The organism is Chitinophaga eiseniae, assembly GCF_900167135.1.
GTDB lineage: Bacteria > Bacteroidota > Bacteroidia > Chitinophagales > Chitinophagaceae > Chitinophaga > Chitinophaga eiseniae.
The window spans coordinates 215339-235661 of the sequence record NZ_FUWZ01000004.1 but is presented as its reverse complement, the minus strand read 5'-3'; the positions used below and the strand labels follow the sequence as shown (position 1 = coordinate 235661).

Sequence of the window (20323 nt, the reverse complement as noted above, 5' to 3'; positions counted from 1 at the left end):
ATACCGGCAAGAAAAATCACAATGCTATAAAAGACAGTATCGTTACAGAGATGTGGATACTACCTGGTCAGGAATGAAACTGATATTGGTTGATGCGGGACGTGGTACCCGGGCGCATTGAAATTTCATAAGTAATCATTTAACGTTTAAGTGGAATTTTTTTCATAACGTAACAGTCGAAGATCAGTCAGAAGACATTGAAATTAAAAAAACAACAGTCGAATCTACAATAGAGACGTATATATCAATGCTACGAATCTCCAAAAGGATAGCAATAATGTTTAAATAACCGATAAACAGCATATCCTCCCGTATATATTAATGTCCTGTACTACCATTATTTAAAGAGCTGCTGCGCAAAATTGAACAGGTTATTTCTCCATACCGGCCAGGTATGGCCACCGGGATATTCGGTATAAGTATGTTTGATATTTAGCTCATCCAGTTTTGCCAGCATCAGCTGGCAGTTCTTATAGGCAATATCTTCTTTTCCCCCCATTGCAATCCACAGTACTTTCAGTTTGTTATTGATCATGGCTGCGTTAGCGCCCATAAAATCGTACTGGGCTGCTGCAATACCGCCCTGCCGGGGTTGTATCCAGCCGGAGCTGAATACCCCCAGGCTGGAAAACAGTTCTGTGTTCCTGATACCGGTATAAAGTGTATGGATGCCTCCCATGGATAAACCGGCCAATGCCCTTTTGGCCGCTACGGTTTCAACACGGAATTTTTTTTCTACCAGGGGAATGATAACATCCTTCAGCTCCGACTCGAATGTTTTCAGCCCGGACTCATCGAAAGCAGCGCCGCCTACGTTAGCATCCGGCATCACGACCAGCATTGGTTCGGCTTTTTTGGCAGCAATCAGGTTGTCCATGATCAGGTCAGCCTTGCCTTGTGTGGCCCAGCCGGTTTCATCTTCGCCGCCGCCGTGTAAAATATAAAGCACAGGATATTTTCCACTTGTATTTACATCATAGCCAGGAGGTGTATAGATATACAACTGCCGCCAGGAGCGGGTGACCTTCGAGAAATATTTGCTGACACGGATATCCCCGTGCGGTACATCTCTTAACGCATAATAGTTATCGCCGGTAAGGGGTATTTCAATACCGCTTGCCATTCTGCCCATGCCATAAAAAGTTTTACTGGCAGGATCTGCTATTGCCATGCCGTCAATCAGCAGTGAATAATAATGGAACCCTTCGCTGACGGAATCTGTTATCACCGTCCATAAACCGCCGGTGTCTTTCATCATGTCGTACCTGCGGCCCAGGTCGACCTGCACTTTCTGCGCTTCCGGCGCCTTTACGCGGAAGATCACGCGGTGGTCCGGCAATATCTGCGGATATCCCGCAGTACGCACGTTGGTTTCAGCAGGCATGCCCGCCACCGGATATTTTGAGAATGTGGCGGTATCCACCGGTTTAAAGATCAGTTGGGAAAACATATACAGACCGTTCTTCCACACCTTAAAATCGTGTACGCCCGGCTCTATATAATAAATATGTGGTACATCGTTTTTCTGCAGGTATTCATGGGTACGTCTGCTGAAGGTAACTAATCTGTCACTGGCGCCACAGGAAATCCACAGCAGCTTTATTTGCTGTTTTGCTGCTACGGGATCGGGCACCAGCTCTTCCGGTGTTTTTGTATTAGGGGCAGATGAAAAACCACCTATCCAGGCGAACTTATCCAGGTTACCGAGGCCAAAATTCAGTGACTGCCCACCTCCCATCGACAGTCCTGCAATGGCCCGGTGGTCCCTGTCGGAATACACGTGGTAGTTCTTTTGTATATAGGGAATGAGATCATGTAACAGATCTTTTTCAAAAGTAGCAAATGCCTGCACTTTGTCGGGCGTCATGATGTTACCGATGGCCCTGTCGTCCTTCATAGCCCTGCCGTTGGGCATAACAACGATCATAGGCTTAATTTTCCCTTCGGCATACAGGTTGTCCAGGATCACCTGGGGCGAGCCACCGTTTAACCATTCCTTTTCGTCGCCACCAATGCCATGCAGCAGGTATAGCACCGGGTATTTCTTCTGTCTTGAAAATCCGGGGGGCGTATATATCAATGCCTTGCGCTGGTTACCTACTGTTGTGGAGTTATACCTGACAGTATCAATCCTGCCATGCGGTATAGCTGCACGCGGGGTGTCAAAACCGGGCGTTGCATGTTCAACCATGTTTTGTGTAAAAGCCGGCATGGTAAATAATAGAAAAAGGGAAAAACCAAGTACTGTAGTTTTCATATCGTGGAATTTTTCTGTTGTTAAAATAATAAATGTCATTCAAACAAATAAAATAATCATCTGCTCAATTAAAGCAAAAACGGGTGGTAGCCTGTTATTTTTCTGCTCTTAACAAGCGGATGTTTTGAATGATGACATCTCCGGCGGAGCCGGTGGGAAACCGGATAAAAAGATCATGCTGCCCGGTTACCTGGCGCAAACTGCCCGTATGCAACCTGTTTCCTCCTGGCTTCACCTGCACCACAGCGATTTGCCGGCCCCTCTCCAGGTCGTCGGTGAACAGCTCCAATTTGCCGCCTTTGATAGCACTGGCCGCTATTTCAACGGTCTTTGCTTCACCTGCAGCGCCAAAATCCACACCCGATATCATCAGCCATCCACCGTGTACAGAAGAATTGGTAACTGTCATTTCGTCCCCGTGTTTTATTTTGCTGATGCCGTAATAATTGCTGCTTCCCACCGCAGGCAGTCGGGAGAATCCATCTTTACAAACAAAAAAACGGAAGTCGACCGGGCCTTTTTCCGCAAATAAACCGACGCTGGTCCCCACCCAGCTGTTAAAATCAGGCTGCGCTTTATCGACAGGCGTTGCATTCACCGGCGGACCAACCTGTTGCCAATGTTTGCCATCGGTGCTAAAGAAGCCGGTCAACCGGTGCCCGAACCGTTCCAGTTTCAGCCACACATCTTTTCCTTTGTGATATGGCATTTCCCGCAGTGCAGTATCCAATTGCAATACAATACGCGGGCTATTGCCATGATCATAATAAAGACGGGCAACCACACTTTGTTTTCCGTTGGTAAGACAAATACCGCCATGCGCCTCCGGAACAGGGGAAACCACACTTACCCGGGTAACGGCCGTATAATAATGGTCTGTTTCCTTTTGCAGCAGGTGTGCGCCGGCACTATCAGGAGATAGGCGGACCCACCCTTTGCGCTGTGCCAGCGAATAGGCTGCGGCGGCGGGTTGTGTTAAGAAATGCCACCAGGGGCCGAGACTGTCGCTGTCAAAACGATCCGTATGCACACTACGCCAGGGTGTGTTATTATTATCCAGTGCGGGTTTTGCCACAGGCCCGCTAACCGGCGCCTCCCCCCAGGGGCGGTCCCCTTCCCAGACTACACGATAAAGGGAGGTTTGCCGGCCCATACCGGACCAGTCGTCGTCGCCATGCTTTTCATAGCTTTGACCTAATGTCCACCAGGTACCATCCGCCAGCTGCACAGGCGCCGAAATATGATTGGGGCGAGGGAAAACATTATTCGGGTCTGTAATGGGTTTGAAAAAATCGCCCAGTCGTTCCCACTTAGAGGAATCTGCCGTTAGTGCTGTTGTCCGCAAAACGTACTGACCGCCGGACACGTCGCCCGCAGGGAAATAATAATAATATCCATTACGCTTGCACATAACAGGGCCTTCCGCCCAACTGTACTGTAACCCGGCATTTATCCAGTCCAGATTGATCACAGAATCAGTGAGTTGGCCGTCCTGACCAAGTGCCTGTATCCTGTTTACTTTCTGGCCATTTTTAATCAACATATAGGGTTTTCCATCATCGTCAACAAAAATAGAGTTATCATAACCAAGCGGACCAGTACGAACATTTTCCTGTACCCGCACCGGAGCGGACCATGGCCCTGCCGGTGAGGGCGCCTTCGCAAACCATTGTCCATGTGAAGAAAAATAGATCCAATAAGAACCGTAAAAATACGTGAGGGCCCCCTGCCATACGCCTGTCCCCGGACGGTCCGTGACCATACCCGTATTGGAGGGCGTCAAAACGCGGGCAATCACTTTCCAGTGTACCAGGTCTTTGGAATGATAGATGGGGAGATAGGGGTTAAAATGGAAAGAGGAACCGCAGTGATAGAAGTCATTACCCACTTTTAGCAACGTTGGGTCCGGGTGATCGCCAGGCAACACCGGATTGACATAAGTATTTACCCCCGGGTAAATACTTGCAGTGCCGGCATCCGCCACGGGTTCGGGATTGGCTTGCCGTGCCGGGTAACTTTGTCGGGCAAGGCCGTTTTGTATTATCAAATTTAAACATACAAAGACAAAAGCAACAGGTCTTAAAAACATTTGGTAAACAAATTTTGTGACGACAAGATACCCCTGTCCCCTTCAGCAGACTGCCACAAATGTTGAAATGAAGCGTAAAAATGTCTTGTCCGGGACCATAACAGGCCCAAACGCTCCCGGTTAAATACCAGAGGACCAACCTTCGCATGGATGGACAGGTACACCCCAGGAAGCCCTTTCCCATACTGTGGAAATCTCAATGCTTTCAATGAATAATGTGACGTTTTGGAGCATAGGCACAGCATATGAACATTTGTGCAACAGATTTGGAGATTATTAGCATAGTTCCATTTTGAAATATGTTTTTTTTGCTTCTCTAACAAAATAACCACGATATGAAAAAACAAAACCCACTAACAAGCGTAACCGGGATGGTTACTTTTAGCACTGCAGCAATTATTGTACTCGCAGCTGCCGCAATTTTAACAAGCTGCAAAAAAGAGGCGGAGACCCAGACCGGGGTAGCTGGTAATGAGCGCCATTCCAAAGCCAAGACCGAATCCTACCAATCGGGCACACATAACGGCTTCTTTTGGTCGCTTTGGAAAAGTGATGGCGCTACCGGTATTGTTAATTACGCAAACGGCCCGGGAGGCAACTACAGCGTTAACTGGAACGGATTTAATGGCAATTTTACGTGTGGCAAAGGCTATTCGGTTGGTGCTGCATCCTACAAAATAGGATATAATCTCGGCACTTATTCAAATTCCGGTGGTGGTACTTTCGGCTGGTATGGATGGAGCAGAAACCCTTATTATGAGTACTATGTGAATGAAACATGGGGCGCAGTGTCCCCTCACACCGGCACTTATTTAGGCACATTTGAAAGCGATGGGGCAGGTTATAACGTATGGACCCGTTGGATGACAGGTAAAAATATTGACGGTGGTGATGGCTTCAGGCAGATTTATAGTTCCAGAGTTTCAAAAGTTGCAACCGGACAAAATCGCGTCATTACTTTTGCCAACCACTATAACAAGTGGAGTAGCCTGGGATATACGCTTGGCCAGTTAAATATTCCGGCTATTATGGTTTCAGAGACCTGGGGCTCTAATACCAATGGCAATATTAACTGTACTATCTGGATGCAGTAAACGCCGGTATAAATTAATGAGATACAAATACTGCCTGACAAAAGCCAGGCAGTATTTGTATACGCCATATTCTGTCCGGATTTAAAAAATATCTCTTAAAAATTATTCAACCACTGTTATGATGAGATCAACACCTTATTTTCTTGCATACTTCATTTTTGCGCTTTCTTCCTGCGGTTCACCAAGTCCTAAAAACATTGAAGGAAACAAAAAATATTTAATCGGAAAATGGCATAGATTTTCAATGGAAAATGGATATAGCGAATTTGACATTGATTCGCAACACATCGTTTTTTATAATCAGAAAGTCGGCCGGTTCGGGCTTCCTTACAAAATAGAAAATGATTCTTTGAAATACCTTACAAATTATTACGCAGCTAAGATCACAGACTACGGCGACTCTGTACTTCTTGAAGGTAACGATAGTACTAAAGCCACTTTATATAGATTTACAGAACCGAATGTTCCTTTTAAGGCGATTCCCGAAGTAAAAGATTCTTTGTCTTTTGCATCTTACATTACAGGTTTCGATAAAAGATTAATCCGGGAATTTGAAAAAGCAGGAATAAAAATTTCTGATGGCGTGGAAAAAACAGAAGCGCCTGCGTATGAAGAACTGCTAAAAAAAAGCAACAACTGACGTTACAGACATCGTCATCAAATTACTTATTTGTCAAACATCAGGTTTACAATTTTCAAACGACCAATCACGTAGCCGTGGTGTAACCTTTCTTTTTCATGCATTCCTTCTAGCAAAGCCCGGTTAAAACTGATTTTAAATCCTGCCATGCAATTCAGATGCAGCATTATATACGAATTTTGATTTTATAGCCTGGTCTTCCCCAAAACCATTACTACTAGCTCACTTCCGGTTACCCTATCAACTAAAAGCCTACCATATGAAAATATTTTCACACCTGTTTAATTCAATACTACTTCTGTCATTATTAATATTCCCTTCCATCAGCCATGGACAAACTGTATATGCGAACAGCCAATCCAATTCCATTACTGGTTTATGCCTGTTATGCAGTATCAATAATCCTAACAATGCCGTTGATACTGACCACACCAACTATTCGGAGTTCATGGTGCCAGTGGAGTTATTAAATGCAAAATTATCTCAAACATTAATTTTCCCTTCCACAGGAAGCGCCGGCTGTGATTCACTTATTATAAAAGTGGCCAGCACTTATTCATTGAGCGCCAGCGCCTTTAGTAATATCATCGTACGCACGTATAACGGCGGCGACGCCAATAGCGACTCAATCTCCCCCTCCCCGGCGCAAATACATATTCTGCCAGATAACACCCAGGCAGAAATTTTATTACGCCCAACCCAATCCTTTGACCGGGTGATGATAACCTACAATGTGGGTTTGGCCGGATTATTGGGCAACTTCAGGATATATTATGCATTGCGCAAACAGTCATTACCAGCACCAGCAACCATACCTGCAAAAGATACTACGATATGCCAGGGGAATACTGCAATAATACGTCCATTCCCTAATGCCAACACAATATACCGCTGGTACGATGCAGCAACAGGGGGAAACCTGATCTTATCTGACTCTGGCGATTATTCCGTTTCGGTTAATCCTTCAACTACTACAACCTATTATGTAGAAGGAGAAAGCGGAGGATGTATCAGTCAACGCACCCCGGTAAAGGTACTGGTCACCCCCCGGCCTGCAAATCCGGTATACTCGGTGCCCCAGTCTATTGCTTGTGGTAATACGGCGATATCAGTATCTAATTATCAGCCGGGTATAAATTATAATGTACGTCTTAAATATTCCGGGTTATTTGGTCTCATAAAAGACACTTCCTATACGGTAACCAACGGTGGCGTTGTGAATGTAGCAGACATTGCTTATTTCTTCAATGCTAATGTGGACGTTTATTTACAGGCAGTAAACGCCCTCACCGGTTGCCAGTCGGACAGTGTACATATGACATTTAGTATCGGCGGACATGCCACCTATGTAGCATTGGACGCAGACAGTATCATTGTTTGTAAAGGGGACAGTGTTACTTTTCATGCCTTTATCCACGATGATCCTGGTGATGATATTGCCATTATTCGTTGGTATGATGCCCCTTCGGGAGGTCAGCTACTTGGCACCGGAAAGTATTTCAAAGTGAGCCCTTCCATCACAACCACCTATTATGTTGCGGCTGCCTATCAATGTGAATATCCTGTCCGCGTCCCGGCAACCGCTGTAGTCCGCAAATTACCTGACCCGGTATATACCGTTCCCCAGGGAATGGTTTGCGGCCGTCAGACATTAACGGTTCAAAACCACCAGGCGGGCTTCAACTATTACGTGCATATATTGTACAAAAATTTCTCAGGTATATTTCTTGACACCGCTTATCAGATAACCAATAGCAGTGATATCACGACCCCTGCATTCTTACCTCCGGTTCCATCCCAGGTTGATGTTTCCGTTCAGGCAGTTGATCCTGTTTCCGGATGCAGGTCTGATACCATTTATAAATCCTATAACATGGGCGGCTCCTCTCAACTCCCCAGTGTTGATGCAGACAGCATTAATATCTGCCTGAATGACAGCACCACATTACACGCATTTGTTCCTGTATTTACATTATCAATTATCAGGTGGTACGACGCACCAATAGGAGGGAATTTATTATTTACAGGTAACTATTTCAAAGTCAGTCCACCAACCTCCACGACCTATTATGCAAGTGCCGGGTACGAATGTGAATATCCGGTAAGAAAACCGGTAAAAGTGATTGTTAGCCAATGCCTGTCCGTCAGGAAAACCGCCGTTACTTCAACGGAATCACTCGAATGTTATCCCAATCCAACCTCCGGACAGCTTCAGATACGCCATAAAGAGAGCCTGGAAGGCAGTATTATCCGCATACATGACCTTCAGGGTAAACCTGTTTATCAAAGCGTATTGAAAGCTAATTATATACAGCTGCCAGCATCTATGTCAACCGGTACTTATATTATCCAGCTACGGATAAAGACGGGGAAAATACTGATTGGAAAAGTGATCATAAACAAATAGCATAACAGAAATTCAGGGCCTGACCTCGCACCTCCAGGCCCTTTTAATCGGACTTTTTCAAAATCAGACTCACTGGCAGAAATTCACATCGTGTGTTATATCGCAGTAGATGTAATTTTAACGTTTCTTTCATCTTTTCTGAAAAATTATTTTCTTACATTACCCTTATTATCCACAAGAACCCTCCTTCACATGGTAAGAAAACAACTCATTATACTTACGATTTTGCTCACCGGTTGTATGAGTAATTACGACAATAACACAGGAATAAAAAAAATGGAGACCGCCACTTCCACCATGAATTTCTTTTCAAAATCTGTAAGTGATAGTTTTTCGATTTTTATAAGTTTACCGGAAGATTATACAAAAGATAAGAAGTATCCTTCAATCTATATTCTGGATGCAAATCTCTATTTCGATATCTACTCCGCGATTTTAAAAAAATATAGTGAGGTGGGTCTGCTCTCATCTGCGATACTTATAGGCATTGGATATAAAGATTTTTCGATTATGGATTCATTGCGGAATAGAGATTATACTTATCCTGCAGCAATCCCTGAATATGAAATGACAACCAGTGGAAAAGCTGATAAATTTCTATCATTTATATACAACGAGCTAGTTCCCAACATTGACACCAATTATAATATAGATAAAGATAAACGGATTTTAATGGGACATTCACTGGGAGGGTATTTTACCCTATATGCTCTCCAACAACAATTATTTTCCGGAAAAAATCTTTTTCAGGGTTTTATTGCTGCAAGCCCTTCAATTCATTACAATCATTATTATATTTTGAGGGAGTTTGAAAAAGTAAAACAGTATAATGGTAATAAGATATCTTTATATACCACATTCGGGGGACTTGAAAATGACGAAAGCAATAAGGATTCGACAACCCTTAAAATTGATGAAGCCTTACTTTCCCTCCGCAATTCATTAAAATCAAAAGGGAATATAGCGTTTAATGGAGAAGTCTATTCTAATCTGGAACATATGGACACCCCTTTGCCAACCTTCGTGAAGGGCTTGCAGTGGACTTTCCGGTAAGTGACTTGCGATGGGTACTTTTAAAAAGCAAAACAAGGACTTTACTTTTCCAATATAGCAACGTCCTCCTTAAGGTCGTCAATTTATCTTTTTTCAACAAAGAATATTAAATTTGATTAACGATATACGATTGAACACATATAGGTAGCAGCAGTTGCAAGTTTAAACTTCTATAGCTTAGTAAAAACACCTCATATTTATTTTGTTTAATGTCCTTTATGCTGAAACTAAGATTCCTTCTCTTTATTTTGATCATCTTTGATACACTTAGCGTTGCAGCACAAAAGTCCTCCAATTATGAGGCCTACTATCAGCGTATCATCCAGGCCGAGATACTGATTACCTCCGAGAAATACGCCGAAGCTCTTTCCACAATGGATTCCGTATTTGAGGATTATAATTATGTATTTCTGCGGGACTATAAAGTGGCAGCCCAGCTTGCACTTTATATTGGAAATCAACAAAAGGCATTTCACTATTTAGCCAGGGGAATAGCAGATGGCCTGAGTTTGACAGATATAAAAAATAATCGCTTCCTTCAATCGCTACAACACAAATCAGAATGGAATTCACTGCTGAAAAGATATGATACTTTACGACATGCTTACATCAACAAATTGGACCATCAACTTAAGAACGAAGTTCACGAAATGTTTATCCAGGACCAAAAGCTGGCACAGATAAATCTCCGCATAAATGATGAGAAGTCGCAGGATACGTTTTTACTTCAACAATTCGCCCCTCAAAGTGAACGGCATATGCGCCGGTTGCGCAGAATATTGGCTCAAAAAGGTTATCCCGGCGAAAAACTGATCGGTAACCAGCTTTGGGCATGGACCATACTAAGTCATCACAACTCAATTTCACCTAAATATAACAGGAATGATACCCTTTATAAAGCTCTGAGACCACTGCTATTGAAAGCAATACAATCGGGTGAGTTGTCACCATATGATTTTGCAGTGATTGAAGAATGGAGAATAACAGTTACCTCCGAGCACAAAGATAAATCTTATGGCTACCTTAATACGCTCACCCAAAAGGATGTCGCCCGATCAGACCAATTACGCCGGGATATAGGGATGCGTTCGATTGAAACGACCAACAAGCTTGTTGATATTCAGCAGAAAACGGGGATGAATTTTTATCTTGAGGGCTCAATGTGGATTAAAGGAAAAATCCCGATACACCCCCATTAAGCAGCAATAAATTATTGCAGTAAATTATTGAGACTATTAAGCAATTGGTGTAAACGGCACAACAACTGTTTAGAGTCGGCACTGTTATCAAAGACCGTTAGAAATTGATAAATCTGTACAAAGTACAGAAAAAAAATCAGGGTTATACAAAAGGAACTCAACTAAACCCTCAACTAAAAAAACAAAACCTGCGACCAGCGCAGGTTTTAAAAGTTGTCTGTGATCCCGCTGGGACTCGAACCCAGGGCCCATACATTAAAAGTGTATTGCTCTACCAACTGAGCTACGGAATCATTCCCTTTTTCTAAAGGACTGCAAAGATAGAAAAATAATTCATCTCACAAAATAAATATTTGATTCCCAGTGCATAGAATGTAAGTTTTTTACACCAATCGCCCCGAAAGGCCGCCGTACTTTTATACCATGCAAGCTATTATTGCCCTCACGGGAAAACACGATGTTATGCTGAAAGCCATTACACATCCGCTTTAAAAAAGCCCTGCAGGGGTACAGGTCCCGCGGTTATAATTTCTATTATGAAGATTTCGGTTACACCGATTTTTCCCACTTTGCCAGGGAGGCAAAGGCACTTACCGGAAGCAGTCCCCTGGAGTTGTAAAGGACGTAATACTCCGGCCTGAAAATTGCGCAAAAACGATCATGGAAATACCAAATATCACCAGGCACCTGCAGGTACCGGTACCCCCGGACCAGGCCTATACGAAATTCGTCTACGAAATCAATGAATGGTGGCCCAAAGCCTATACCTGGTCGGGCGAGAAACTGCTGAACTTCCGCATTCATCCGGCGGTCAACGGCCTTTGTACGGAGACAGGACCCAATGAGTTCCGGTGCGACTGGGGCCGGGTTATTTACATTACGGAAGGGGAAAGCATCGCCTTTTTATGGCAGATAGGCCCTGACAGAACGCCCGAGCCAGACCCCGACAAAGCCAGTGAAGTGTTCCTCCACTTTTTTAAAGAGAGCGATCAGAAAACAAGGATCGATTTCGGACACCGGCATTTTGCCCGGCACGGACAGAAAGGCGGTTGGTATAGGGAAGCGATGAACAACCCCGAAGGATGGGATTTCATCCTGGATAAATTCATTCAGTACTGTTCAGCATAAAACGCCTTTCCACCGGGGCCCGTACCGGCAGAAAGGCGTTCTGGCATCAGTTCTCGTCAGCACTTGGCCCGTAGCTGCCGGGAATCGGTATGTCCAGCAGGCGCAGGTACACGCCCAACTGTGCCCTGTGGTGCACAATCTGGCAGTACGCCATCCGGATCACTTCCGCCTTGGTATTGGTACTGATCACATGGTCTCCGTCCCGTAACGTCCATAGCTCTTTCAGCTGCTCCGGATCGGCGGCTTCGAGGTGCTTTTTCCCGTCCTCCAGGGTGGCCTCGAAATACGCCAACAGTTCCTGCGTGTTCTTCACAGGCGCCGGCTTATAGTCCATTTTAGAGAAATCCAGTTCAGGCGTGTTCAGCGTCATGGTAACCCAGCCGGGCAGCTCCGCCACATGGGTAGCCAGCCGCAGCATGGTCATGCTTTTGGGATGGGGCTGCCAGTTGTATTTGTCCTCCGGGATGCGGGACAACATCTTACGGGAAGTCACTGCTTCCTCGTTCATTTCTTTCAGTAATGCTTGAATCACAGACATGGTAGTTACGTTTTGTTTTCTGAAAACAAAGTAAAAACCGGGGTGTGACAACCCTATGTCAGCAGCCTCAGAAAATATTTTTAAACGCGGTATTAAACCGCTCCCCCAGGGTAATGACACGCGCCACTGCAGCGGATTTCACCACCAGCAGGTAATAATCCTCCGGGGAGATGTCCATATGCAGCAGCTGCCAGTCCATCGGCCGCAACTGCGCCTGTGCCTGCGCAAACAGCACCGGCCCCTGCAGCGAAGCTGGCAGGTTAAAATCCTCACCAGTCAGCTCACTCACACACTCCTCCAGCCCGGCCGCCGTCGGGAACAAAGGACACCGCACCACCGGCGCCGCTTTTATCAGCACAGAAAGAAACAGGTCCTCCCCGTCTTCATCTTCCATAAATTCCGGGTGGAATGCCGCAAAAGACGACGGCGCGCTCCACGCCAGGTACAGCGCATGGGCAATCGTGTCCAGGTCGGCATCGTCGGCATACACGCCCGGCGTCAAGAGGGTTATCAGCTCCCGAAGGTCCGCCAGCTCCTCTTCGGCGGACCGCTGACGCAACAGCTCCGGAATCTCAATGGCCCGCGCGATGGCGATATGCAGCTCGCGCAACAACGCAATGAGCGCTATCTCCAGGTGTTCGTTAACACCCGTCAGCAGCCGCTCCTGGTGAAACGCTACCGGCTCCCGCCCCGTAAACACATGAAACACCTCCACAGGATCTGCGGGATACCGTACTTTCAGGGCTGTGTCAAACTTCAACTGCACGCCTTCCGGCACCGCGGCCAGCTAGGGACTGCCGTCCACCAAAGAAGCCACGATGTCTCCCTTTAACCCTCTTACCGGCAGATGGATATGCCTCCCCGGCTCGCTCTCCAGCGCCCGCACCAGCTTCTCAACGTATCTTGTTTGCAGAATATGCTCGCTCATCCGGCAAATTTAAATGCATCTCCATAAAAAAAACATATATCTTTGCGCGCTTATATATTTTTGTTAACCTTAAATCATACTTACCCCATGGAACGTAAACTGGCGTCTGTCGTGATGATAGACGACCTCCAGCCCATACCCGGGGCTGACCTGATAGTTGTAGCCACTGTAAAAGGATGGAAACTGGTCGTTAAAAAAGAGGAATTCCGCATCGGCGACTTCGCGGTGTACTGCGAAATAGATGCCTTCCTGCCGGAAAAACCGGAATTTGAATTCCTGCGTAAAAGCTCCTTCCGGACAATGGGCGAACAAAACGGCTTTCGCCTCAAAACCATGAAACTGCGGGGACAGATCTCACAAGGCCTGCTCCTGCCAGCATCTGTATTAAACGGATACGACTACACGCTGGGAGAAGATGTGTCTGCCAGACTGGGCATCGTAAAATACGAACCTCCGGTCCCGGCCTCCCTGGCGGGTATGGCAAAAGGCAGCTTCCCCTCCTTCATCCCGAAAACAGATGAGGAACGTATTCAGAACCTCAGCGCGGAATATGAAGCATACAAAAAAGAAACCTTCTACGTTACGGAGAAACTGGACGGTTCTTCTGCCACCTTCTACTACCGCGATGGTGATTTTGGCGTATGCTCCCGTAACCTCGACCTGCTGGAAACAGCCAACAACACCTTCTGGGAAATCGCCCATCAGCTGGAACTGCCGGCTAAACTGGCAGCCCTTGGCAAAAACATCGCCCTGCAGGGAGAACTGATCGGAGAAGGCATACAGGGAAACCCCTACGGTATCAAAGATCAAACCATCCGTTTTTTTAACGCCTTTGATATCGATACCTACGCTTACCTTCCTTTGCCCGCTTTACGGGAGATGACCGGGCAACTGGGACTGGAACTTGTGCCTGTACTGGATTCAGCTTTCACCCTGCCGGACACGGTAGACCAGCTTCTGCTGGCGGCCGAAGGCACTTCTTTGCTAAGTCCCGCAGGCAAACAGGTAGAACGCGAAGGACTGGTGGTCCGCTCCGCGGATAAACGTATATCCTTCAAAGTGATATCCAATAAATTTCTGCTCAACGAGCAATAGACCGGGGCGCTGTAGGGATTACAGCGCCACATTTATACCCCCAAAGTAAGTACGGCCGGGCGCCGGGTTGTAATACCGCTCCCCTACGGCATTCAGGTCATTACCCAGGCTATAGGACTGATTTAACAAATTATCTGCCCCCGCCTGTACACTGACTTTACACTTTCCGGAGATGGGCAACTGCCACGCCGCCTTGCACTGCATCAGATGGTAACCACGCGCATAGGCGCTGTTGGCGTCGTTCAACGGAATACTGCTGGTGTAATTATGAGCTACATATACATACACGGCCTTGGGTAAATACATGGTCAGCCCGGACACCACCACCGTGCGCGGCACGCCCGTCACCCGGTTGCCGGAAAAATTCTTACCACTGCTGACATACTCCCTGAAATAAAAGTCACTCCACGTATAGCTCCCACGCAGCTCCAGTCCGCGTACCAAACCGCGGGAACGCGGCGTCAGCAGCTGCAGCGTTCCTTCCGCCTCTATGCCTGTCTGGTTGACACCGCCGGCATTGACGAAAAATTCTGCCCCGTTGTCCCGCAGCTTACGCACGATGGCGTCTTGCATACAGTAATGAAACCCGGTCAGATCGAGGGAATAACGGCGCGACAGTGGCAGCAGCCGCACCCCCGCTTCATAGTTCCAGCCTGTTTCCGGACGCAGCGCAGTATTGATCACATTATCCGAAGCCCTCACTTCCGCAGTAGCCGGGGGAGAATAACCACGGCTCACGGTCACACGGCCCGTCAACTGCTCATTGATCAGGTACGATAAAGAGAGGCGCGGCATCAGCTGCGGCGTAAAAGCTACTTTCGTGTTGCCGTCACGGTTATAGGTGTAGTGATAGTAGTTCATACTGGCGGCAGCCTCCAATGTCCAGCGCTGCAGCTGTGCATGGAAACGGCTGAAATAAAAGCGCTGGCCGGCCGTCAGTTTGTCCGCAGCCCTTTCTGCGCCGCGGACGCCGTTGTCATTATCGTAGTTGATGATATCGGACACCGTCCGTTGCCATTCCATGCCGGCCTGCCACCTCCACTGCAGCGGAGAGGCTGACGGTTTATTGATCCATGAAAGATAAGTCCGGAAACCGGCGGTATTTTCATCCCGCGCTTCGTAGTTGGTAATAAACGGGTTTTCAAAATGGGTGTTAGCCCCGAATACGGCCACCACATGTTGCCAGCGGGGACTGAACTGCGCTTCGTGTACCAGTCCGCCCTGCACGGTACGGTTATAGATACCCGCCTTTTGTGCCACGGCGCCGGGCAGCGCCATGGAGCCAGGGCGTGCGGCGCGCGGGTCTTTGTCCAGCTGCGCGAGCGTTAGTCCGCCAGGCGTGCGATACCCCAAATCGGAATAGAAACCCAGCATCTTCAGCACATACCCTGGTTTGTATTCCCAGCGCTGTCCCAGCTGCGTATACGAGCGCTTCATGGTCGTATTCCGCCGGTAGCCGTCGGCCTGCTGATAGCCCTGAAACAGCTGAAAGCCGTAGTTGCCCAGCTGTTGCCGGTAGCCGGCCGCCGCATGAAAGAGGCCGTAGCTGCCTCCCTGTACAGATGCCTCCAGGCGGCTGCTATCGCCCGCAGGCGGCAACACATCAAGGCGCACCACGCCGCCGGAGTTAGCACCAAACAGGCTGCCATCAGGACCTTTCAGCACTTCGGCGCCGCTTAGCACGACCGGGTCCAGCAGATTAAGGTAGGTATTACCTCCCGCGTCTGTGAGGGGTATTTCGTCCATGTATATTTTCACATTACGGATACCAAAGGGAGAACGCAGCAGGCTGCCACGGATAGACAACCGGTAGCTGCCGGGCGAACGCTCTTCCATCCGCACACCGGCGATGCTGTTGAAGGCAGGCACCATAGAGGCTCCCTGCTGCAGCGCCAGCTGCTGTGGTGACAGCACGCTAACGGCGGTGGGTATACGCAACAAGGATTCTTTTGACAAATAGGATTTCACCACTACTTCCGGCAGGCGATGCAGGGTATCCTGCTGCTGGGCGGCCAGCGGCAACGCAGACAGCAGTGACAAAGTGGTCAGCAAAGGAAATTTCATCTGGTTGATTTGTCTGTTAGAGCAGCAGGATATCTATTCTGTGGGCTTGTACCATCTGTTTGGGTACTGACCAGGAAAAAATGGTAAAATAGCCATCCTGCGAAGCCACCAGGGCAATAGCGTCCGGTTGGTCATGCACAAACTGGGCGGCCGACAGGTGCCGGGTACCACCGATGGAAGATGGATGCACATAAGAAGGACTGCCGCCCATCACCGGCTCCATCATCAGCACTTTCTCCACCGGGGAGGAATAAGCGGCCCTGGTGATCTTGGCCCCGAAAGCCAACAGTTCATGATGTTGATTGATAATGGTAGCGCCATCTACCGCGGTGAGGCCGCTGATATTTTCCACTTCGCGGCGCAGTGCGTTCTGCCAGAAAATTTCGCTGACGGTAGAACTTTCCTGCCGGATCAGGTCCGCCACGCCCGCAAAAGCCGGCGATATCGGGTATTGCAGCGGCTGCACGATCGACTCCTTCCACGAGGCGTTCTTGTCGGGCACCACCAGCAGGATGCCGCCTCGCTTGTGCGCCCGCATGGACACGGCGATCTGTATGAGTACGTTTTCAGGATTGTTCCAGAGAGAAGAGGAATCCACGCCAAGGAGGGATTTCAGCAGTGAAGGGCTACAGGTGGTACTACCGGAATTCTCGTCCACCACTTTTATCTGGTCGCCTTTAAGCATGGCCACGTTGGTGAACTTGCCCAGCCCCATGATACGGCGGTGTTTTACCACCAGCAGTCCCGGCTCCGATACGTCGAGCACGAAGCAGAAATTAGGCAGTTTGATGGTAGTGCCCCAGATGCACAGCTCTTCCCCGTTGAACCAAATGCCGACATGTATGCCGGCCCTTTCCACGCCGGGCGCCAGTTTGGTGAGCACCTGCGGGGTGAGTGGCAGCGGCTGTTCAAACAGCAGCGGCTTGCCGGCCTGTTCGGGGCTGACAAACGCCAGCGACATGCGGGTGGCGTTGCCTTCCTCCCGGCGCAGGCTGGCCCAGAAAGCCACGTCGATGATCTTCTCCACCACACGCGCCGACGGTACCGACGCCAGGTTGTCGACGCCTTCCGCCTGCGCAGTTTCCAGGTGTTTAATAAAATGTGCTTCTATAATGTCGGCTACTGCTGATGCTGCCTGGTATGTTGATTCTGTTGTCAGTGCCATGCCCGTTTCTCTTATTTTCAGGCATAAATATACGCAAAGCCGCTCTATTCAGAGCGGAGGCTCCTCACCGGGTTGGCCATGGCCGCTTTGATGGCCTGGAAGCTGACGGTACCCAGCGTTATCACCAGCGCTATCACGGCTGCCAGCAGGAATACGCCCGGTCCCAGCGTGATGCGGTAATCGTACTGCATCAGCCAGCGCTGCAGGAAATACAGCGCCACCGGCGTAGCGATCAGGCAACTGACCAGTACCAGGACAATAAAGTCTTTGGACAGCAGGAACCACACTTGTGTGATCGTAGCGCCCAGCACCTTGCGCACCCCTATTTCTTTGGTACGCTGCTCCGCCATGTAGGCCGCCAATCCCAGCAAACCGAGGCAGGAAATCAGGATGGCAAGCACAGCGAAGATGCCGGATAACCTGCCGGTAAGCATTTCCTGGCGAAACTTCTGATTATAAGCCTCGTTTGCAAATTCATATACGTAAGGATAAGCGGGGTTATGTTTGGTAAAAATGGCTCCCAGCTTGTCTACAGCAGTATACGGCGATACACCGGGCGCCAGCTGGTACAGCAGATAACGCTCATCTCCGCGGGACTTCATGAACAATGTGGGATCGGCCGGCTGAAACGGGCTTAACATCAGGGCATTGCGCACAACGCCTATCACGCGAAACCATTGGTCATTCCATTTGATGGAAGCACTTAACGGGTCCTTCAAACGTAAACGTTTTACTGCCGCCTCGTTCAATATCACATTAAGCGTATCAGACATACCTGGTCTGAAATCGCGGCCTGTGCTCATGGTCATTCCCATCGTGTTTACATAGTCGTCGGCGGTAAGTACCATTCCCATCTCCACTGTTTCTCCGGCCAGTTTACCGGGAAAATCCTGCAGATCGCTGTGCCAGTCAATATTGACGGGTGGACTGGAGGATACGCTCACATGACTCACCAGTCCGCTTTGCAACAGGTCCTGCTTTAAGGCATCATTGTTTTTCCACATGTCGCTGGTTAATTCCGACATCATTAACCGGTCTGTTTCAAAACCGGTGGGCCGGTCTTTGGCATATTGCATCTGCCGGTAAATAACCATTGTACTGATCACCAATACAACAGAGCAGGTGAATTGTACGACCACCAGCCCCCTGCGGGACCATACTGCGGAAGTCCCTGTTTTATAACTTCCTTTCATTGTTTTAACCGGGTTAAAAGAAGAAAGATAAAAAGCGGGCTTGAGACCGGCCGCTATTCCCACTAAAGACACGCCTGCCAATGTAATGGCCCAGAAGCGAACATCCTCAAAAGGAACACGGACCACCGCTCCTGTAATCCTGTTAAAAGCAGGCAATACCAGCACCACTACCAGGAAGCTGCACAATAGGGCAATAAAAGTCAACAGAAGAGATTCTGTTAGAAATTGAATCACGAGCGACCTGCGGCGTGAACCCACCGCCTTGCGAATACCCACCTCCCGCGCACGTTTTTCAGAACGCGCTGTAGTGAGGTTCACAAAATTAATACCGGCAATGACCAATACAAGGATACCTATACCGCTGAATATCCTGATATAATCAATAAAACCGCCGGCCTCTTTTCCATTCTTGTATTCGCTGAACAAACGCCAGCGGTCCATCGCCTGCAAAATCACAGTCGATCGCTGCGCATTCGTACTCTCCTTCTCCCGTTTTTGGATGAAAGCGATTTTAGCTGCCAGCCGGCCGGCATTAACACCAGGCTGAAGTTTAACAAACAGCTGGTAGCCGTTATTGCCAAAACTACCATTCTTACGGTCTTCCCTGACAAACGCACTCGTTTGATCGAGGAAGTTGAAGGGGATAAGATATTTAAACTGAAAAGAAGAATTGGCAGGTAAATCCTGCAGAACACCGGTCACCGCCAGGTCATGCTGATTATCAAGACGGACCATCCTGCCGACCGGGTTCTCCTTTCCGAACAAAGCTTCTGCAGCAGACTGCGTCAACACGATGGAAAAAGGATCTTTAAACACAGAGGCCACATTACCCTGCAATAACCGGAAGCCGAATATCTTCAGAAAATCTTCCTGTACCGCGCCACCATTCATCACCACTTTGCGCTCTCCTGCTTTTAGTGCGTGTTTGGTCATCCAGTCGGTTTCGCTCACATACTCCATTTCCGGGATTTCGCTGCGCAACACCTGCGCCAGTTTCAGTGAAACCGTCCGAAAGGTAAGCGTATCGCCATTGCTGTCAAAATTGCGCTGAACACGAAATATCCGCTCCCGGTCCGGCATAAACCGGTCGTACGAATATTCATGCACCACCCACAACGCTATCACCATGGCTACGGCCATACCGGCCGCCAGCCCGAAAATATTAATGGCACTGTAGCCCTTATTGTTGAGGAGGTTGCGCCAGGCAACCAGGAAGTAGTTCTTGATCATGCCGGTGACAATCTAAGAAAAATGCCAAACTGAAGAGGATTTTAAACCAGCTTTTTTTATATTTAAATAAATAAAATGTGTCCGGTTTTGATACAGTGTATGTTCGCTTCCGAGGCATCGTGCCATTTCGCCGGCCAGCGCCTCCGGCCTGGATTAGCGGGAAATAAGTAAAGATATTTTCCTGGTTTCCAGGTAATCTTTCTCAAAGCGAAGAGGCCGGCCTTTTGGGCCAGCCTCCTACAG

15 protein-coding genes and 1 tRNA gene are annotated in these 20323 nt (G+C 48.1%); 7 read left to right on the top strand and 9 right to left on the bottom strand.

From position 1 onward, the window contains the following. Window positions 1-337: 337 nt before the first annotated feature. The gene (locus B5D63_RS24725) at window positions 338-2257 is read right to left on the bottom strand and encodes an alpha/beta hydrolase-fold protein (protein ID WP_078671552.1); all 1920 of its coding nucleotides are present in this window, start codon (window positions 2255-2257) and stop codon (window positions 338-340) included. 94 nt (window positions 2258-2351) lie between these two features. Beyond that, on the bottom strand, window positions 2352-4304 hold the full coding sequence (locus B5D63_RS24720; protein WP_235021622.1) for a family 43 glycosylhydrolase: 1953 nt from the start codon (window positions 4302-4304) through the stop codon (window positions 2352-2354). Between the two features lie 377 nt (window positions 4305-4681). Between B5D63_RS24720 and B5D63_RS24715 the strand changes: the two genes are divergently transcribed. From B5D63_RS24715 to B5D63_RS24695, 5 genes are all read left to right on the top strand, one after another. After that, window positions 4682-5440, top strand: a complete 759-nt coding sequence (locus B5D63_RS24715; RefSeq protein ID WP_078671550.1) for a glycoside hydrolase family 11 protein — start codon at window positions 4682-4684, stop codon at window positions 5438-5440. A gap of 118 nt (window positions 5441-5558) precedes the next feature. Then, on the top strand, window positions 5559-6080 hold the full coding sequence (locus B5D63_RS24710) for a hypothetical protein (protein ID WP_143313073.1): 522 nt from the start codon (window positions 5559-5561) through the stop codon (window positions 6078-6080). 259 nt (window positions 6081-6339) lie between these two features. Continuing rightward, the gene (locus B5D63_RS24705) at window positions 6340-8487 is read left to right on the top strand and encodes an Ig-like domain-containing protein (protein WP_078671548.1); all 2148 of its coding nucleotides are present in this window, start codon (window positions 6340-6342) and stop codon (window positions 8485-8487) included. Window positions 8488-8679: 192 nt separating this feature from the next. Then, window positions 8680-9540, top strand: coding sequence for an alpha/beta hydrolase (locus tag B5D63_RS24700; RefSeq protein ID WP_078671547.1), 861 nt, complete (start codon window positions 8680-8682; stop codon window positions 9538-9540). A gap of 218 nt (window positions 9541-9758) precedes the next feature. Continuing rightward, the gene (locus B5D63_RS24695) at window positions 9759-10739 is read left to right on the top strand and encodes a hypothetical protein (RefSeq protein WP_078671546.1); all 981 of its coding nucleotides are present in this window, start codon (window positions 9759-9761) and stop codon (window positions 10737-10739) included. Window positions 10740-10959: 220 nt separating this feature from the next. On the opposite strand, the gene B5D63_RS24690 is transcribed toward B5D63_RS24695, so the two are convergent. Beyond that, window positions 10960-11032: transfer RNA gene (locus B5D63_RS24690), tRNA-Lys, on the bottom strand. 367 nt (window positions 11033-11399) lie between these two features. On the opposite strand from B5D63_RS24690, the gene B5D63_RS24685 reads away from it, so the two are divergent. After that, entirely contained in the window at window positions 11400-11867 is a 468-nt protein-coding gene (locus B5D63_RS24685) for an SRPBCC family protein (RefSeq protein ID WP_078671545.1), read from the top strand. Between the two features lie 46 nt (window positions 11868-11913). On the opposite strand, the gene B5D63_RS24680 is transcribed toward B5D63_RS24685, so the two are convergent. The 3 genes from B5D63_RS24680 to B5D63_RS35135 all read right to left on the bottom strand — a co-directional run bounded on the left by B5D63_RS24680 (window position 11914) and on the right by B5D63_RS35135 (window position 13333). Next, window positions 11914-12405: a DinB family protein gene (locus tag B5D63_RS24680; RefSeq protein WP_078671813.1), complete on the bottom strand. Its 492-nt coding sequence runs from the start codon at window positions 12403-12405 to the stop codon at window positions 11914-11916. A gap of 67 nt (window positions 12406-12472) precedes the next feature. Then, the gene (locus B5D63_RS24675; protein WP_143313072.1) at window positions 12473-13165 is read right to left on the bottom strand and encodes a DUF6630 family protein; all 693 of its coding nucleotides are present in this window, start codon (window positions 13163-13165) and stop codon (window positions 12473-12475) included. A gap of 27 nt (window positions 13166-13192) precedes the next feature. Then, window positions 13193-13333, bottom strand: coding sequence for a hypothetical protein (locus tag B5D63_RS35135; RefSeq protein WP_159456147.1), 141 nt, complete (start codon window positions 13331-13333; stop codon window positions 13193-13195). Between the two features lie 87 nt (window positions 13334-13420). Between B5D63_RS35135 and B5D63_RS24670 the strand changes: the two genes are divergently transcribed. After that, window positions 13421-14428, top strand: coding sequence for an RNA ligase (ATP) (locus B5D63_RS24670; protein WP_078671543.1), 1008 nt, complete (start codon window positions 13421-13423; stop codon window positions 14426-14428). A gap of 18 nt (window positions 14429-14446) precedes the next feature. Here B5D63_RS24670 and B5D63_RS24665 read toward each other — a convergent pair whose 3' ends face one another. Genes B5D63_RS24665 through B5D63_RS24655 form a run of 3 tightly spaced genes read right to left on the bottom strand, consistent with a single transcriptional unit; the run spans window position 14447 to window position 20080 of the window. Next, entirely contained in the window at window positions 14447-16492 is a 2046-nt protein-coding gene (locus tag B5D63_RS24665) for a TonB-dependent receptor (protein WP_078671542.1), read from the bottom strand. 16 nt (window positions 16493-16508) lie between these two features. Further along, window positions 16509-17657 carry a putative sensor domain DACNV-containing protein gene (locus B5D63_RS24660; RefSeq protein WP_078671541.1) on the bottom strand — a complete coding sequence of 383 codons (1149 nt, stop codon included), beginning with the start codon at window positions 17655-17657 and terminating at the stop codon, window positions 16509-16511. Between the two features lie 44 nt (window positions 17658-17701). After that, window positions 17702-20080, bottom strand: coding sequence for an ABC transporter permease (locus B5D63_RS24655; protein ID WP_078671540.1), 2379 nt, complete (start codon window positions 20078-20080; stop codon window positions 17702-17704). Window positions 20081-20323: the final 243 nt, after the last annotated feature.

Bases quoted from the DNA above. Each gene is read 5' to 3' on its own strand.
- B5D63_RS24665 (WP_078671542.1), bottom strand. From the start codon at position 16,492: ATGAAATTTCCTTTGCTGACCACTTTGTCACTGCTGTCTGCGTTGCCG.
- B5D63_RS24715 (WP_078671550.1), top strand. From the start codon at position 4,682: ATGAAAAAACAAAACCCACTAACAAGCGTAACCGGGATGGTTACTTTT.
- B5D63_RS24705 (WP_078671548.1), top strand. From the start codon at position 6,340: ATGAAAATATTTTCACACCTGTTTAATTCAATACTACTTCTGTCATTA.
- B5D63_RS24660 (WP_078671541.1), bottom strand. From the start codon at position 17,657: ATGGCACTGACAACAGAATCAACATACCAGGCAGCATCAGCAGTAGCC.
- B5D63_RS24725 (WP_078671552.1), bottom strand. From the start codon at position 2,257: ATGAAAACTACAGTACTTGGTTTTTCCCTTTTTCTATTATTTACCATG.
- B5D63_RS24680 (WP_078671813.1), bottom strand. From the start codon at position 12,405: ATGTCTGTGATTCAAGCATTACTGAAAGAAATGAACGAGGAAGCAGTG.
- B5D63_RS24710 (WP_143313073.1), top strand. From the start codon at position 5,559: ATGATGAGATCAACACCTTATTTTCTTGCATACTTCATTTTTGCGCTT.
- B5D63_RS24685 (WP_078671545.1), top strand. From the start codon at position 11,400: ATGGAAATACCAAATATCACCAGGCACCTGCAGGTACCGGTACCCCCG.
- B5D63_RS24700 (WP_078671547.1), top strand. From the start codon at position 8,680: ATGGTAAGAAAACAACTCATTATACTTACGATTTTGCTCACCGGTTGT.
- B5D63_RS24670 (WP_078671543.1), top strand. From the start codon at position 13,421: ATGGAACGTAAACTGGCGTCTGTCGTGATGATAGACGACCTCCAGCCC.
- B5D63_RS35135 (WP_159456147.1), bottom strand. From the start codon at position 13,333: ATGAGCGAGCATATTCTGCAAACAAGATACGTTGAGAAGCTGGTGCGG.
- B5D63_RS24655 (WP_078671540.1), bottom strand. From the start codon at position 20,080: ATGATCAAGAACTACTTCCTGGTTGCCTGGCGCAACCTCCTCAACAAT.
- B5D63_RS24695 (WP_078671546.1), top strand. From the start codon at position 9,759: ATGCTGAAACTAAGATTCCTTCTCTTTATTTTGATCATCTTTGATACA.